This is a genomic window from Endozoicomonas sp. ONNA2, assembly GCF_024606365.1.
GTDB lineage: Bacteria > Pseudomonadota > Gammaproteobacteria > Pseudomonadales > Endozoicomonadaceae > Endozoicomonas.
Genome location: NZ_JAHHPO010000267.1, coordinates 1 through 1,987 on the forward strand (window position 1 = coordinate 1; position 1,987 = coordinate 1,987).

Annotated in this window: 4 protein-coding genes; 3 read left to right on the forward strand and 1 reads right to left on the reverse strand. The window is 49.2% G+C overall.

Annotated elements, in window-relative coordinates; genetic code table 11:
- Positions 1–106 precede the first annotated feature (106 nt).
- Positions 107–268, reverse strand: coding sequence for a hypothetical protein (locus KDK14_RS04745; protein WP_257263870.1), 162 nt, complete (start codon positions 266–268; stop codon positions 107–109).
- A gap of 43 nt (positions 269–311) precedes the next feature.
- Between KDK14_RS04745 and KDK14_RS04750 the strand changes: the two genes are divergently transcribed.
- From KDK14_RS04750 to KDK14_RS04760, 3 genes are all read left to right on the forward strand, one after another.
- Positions 312–767 carry a hypothetical protein gene (locus tag KDK14_RS04750; protein ID WP_257263871.1) on the forward strand — a complete coding sequence of 152 codons (456 nt, stop codon included), beginning with the start codon at positions 312–314 and terminating at the stop codon, positions 765–767.
- A 378-nt stretch (positions 768–1,145) separates the two neighbouring features.
- Entirely contained in the window at positions 1,146–1,412 is a 267-nt protein-coding gene (locus KDK14_RS04755; RefSeq protein ID WP_257263872.1) for an AbrB/MazE/SpoVT family DNA-binding domain-containing protein, read from the forward strand.
- A complete protein-coding gene (locus tag KDK14_RS04760; protein ID WP_257263873.1) occupies positions 1,412–1,747 on the forward strand; it encodes a type II toxin-antitoxin system PemK/MazF family toxin in 336 nt (111 codons plus the stop codon). The genes KDK14_RS04755 and KDK14_RS04760 overlap by 1 nt, the downstream gene beginning before the upstream one ends.
- Positions 1,748–1,987: the final 240 nt, after the last annotated feature.

The window sequence follows — 1,987 nt, forward strand, 5'->3', positions numbered from 1 at the left end:
ACGAATGATTTCAGTTCATAGAACCTCCCACATTCTCAGGCTTAGCCTGTCGCCACAAAGACCTGACCCCAGCTTTTCCAGCTTTTCGCCACCGGCCACCAGATCATCAAAGCGCACAAACGACTGGCCAATGCCCCCCGATCTGCCCGGTGGCTTCCCGCATGGCCTCAGTCATCTGGCGCATCCGGGTTTGCAAGATAAAGGCATCCTGAACATTCATGGGCGGGTCAATGATGCCCTGCTTTTTGTTCTCGGAATCCTTGCTCATTGACTATGCTTCCGTGCATCTGAATAAAAAAAAGGCGTATTCCATGACCGACTCCCTGTTCCAACAGCTCAAAAACATCGGCATCGACGGCGAACTGGCTCATCAGGTCAGTGCATCGCTGGACCCCGACCACAACGCCAGTAAAAAAGATATGCTGGTATTGCAGGAGGCGATCTTGCAGATACAGGCCCGCACCGATGAAAGGTACTATGAACTGAAAGCGGATTTGACCCAATCCATCAGCGATTTACGAATTGATCTCAGCCGGGAAATCAATCACCTGACTCGGGACATCACCGATACCCGAATCGAGATTCATACCCGTAACCGTCACGCCATCTATGCCTTTGGCGGCCTTTTCGTGTCGGTCTTTGCCGCACTGGCCATCAATGTCTACTTCCACCTCAAACCAGTTCACTTACCGACTGTGCCGCCTCAAGCTGTCGAACAACACCCGTCCCCTCCACCACCCGCCCCCCATAGCCCGAAGGCATCCTGAAGGCACTGGTCACTGTCTGCTCATGGCGGACCATATATGACCCCAGCTTTCCTGGTTAACACAGCCCAGGCAATGCGTGCATTCTTATTGGCAACTGCCACCGCTGATATATTCTTGCCCCTGCGCTGATCAAGCTCTTTAACCCAATTATTACGTCGATCGTCGTGTTTATCGGCTACCCTGACAACGGTTCTGCCTCCGTGTATCCGAAAGGTTCGCAGTTAGGTGTCACCCCGTTTACTGATCACCAGTAAGGTGGGCACTCCACCGGTAGACTGTTGTTTAGTCTATTCAGACGTTACACGAGTTGACACATTTTCCAAAGAATGTAGTATATACATTTGTATATACATAGTGTGAGATGATGAGGAAGACAATATGCAAACAGAGATAAAGAAATGGGGTAACAGTGCAGCGGTGAGACTGCCGGCAAAGGCGCTTGCTCAAGCTGGTATAGAAATCAATAGCAGCGTAGAAATAGTGGCAGTTGATGGAGAGATTATCCTGAAACCCATTGCCAACCCAACGGATGAATACACTCTGGATGACTTGCTGGCAATTGGCCCTGACAACGCCTTTGACTTGCAGGATGATGAAGACAGGGAATGGCTCAACGACGACCCCGGGGGACAGGAGATGTTGTGATGAAAACAGGGTATATACCTGATCGTGGTGATGTAGTATGGCTGGATTTTGATCCGACCAGGGGGGCGGAAATTCAAAAACTACGGCCCGCTTTGGTACTCTCCCAAAAGCTATTCAATACAAAGGTTAAATTAGCCTTGGTTGCGCCCATTACATCGACCATCAGAGGGCACGGATTTGAAGTTGTGATCAATGGTAAAAATGTGTCGGGCGTCGTATTGTGCCAACAAATCAGAGTGATCGATTTCAGAGAAAGAATGGCCAGATTTGTGGAAAAAGCACCAAAAAATACGGTTGCGGATGTGTTAAAGAAAGTGCAGGTTATTGTCAGTTAGCAGATACGTCAAAAGCTGAAAGGGTCAGAAAAATCAGAAAATCAGGGTCAGGTCTTTCATCGTGCATAACAATTGCCGTTTATGGTGATGAGGGAAGAGATTTGCACAATCAAAGACCTTACCCCAGCTTTTCCAATTGCCGTTTATGGTGATGAGGAAAGAGATTTGCACAATTCCGAGCAGAAGAGGACGTTACCGCCCTCAGCCCTCGCAGACCCGGACGAGCCCAATTAAGGCATC

Excerpts from the sequence above, each read along its gene's own strand:
- KDK14_RS04760 (WP_257263873.1), top strand. The coding sequence starts at position 1,412 with ATGAAAACAGGGTATATACCTGATCGTGGTGATGTAGTATGGCTGGAT.
- KDK14_RS04745 (WP_257263870.1), bottom strand. The coding sequence starts at position 268 with ATGAGCAAGGATTCCGAGAACAAAAAGCAGGGCATCATTGACCCGCCC.
- KDK14_RS04750 (WP_257263871.1), top strand. The coding sequence starts at position 312 with ATGACCGACTCCCTGTTCCAACAGCTCAAAAACATCGGCATCGACGGC.
- KDK14_RS04755 (WP_257263872.1), top strand. The coding sequence starts at position 1,146 with ATGCAAACAGAGATAAAGAAATGGGGTAACAGTGCAGCGGTGAGACTG.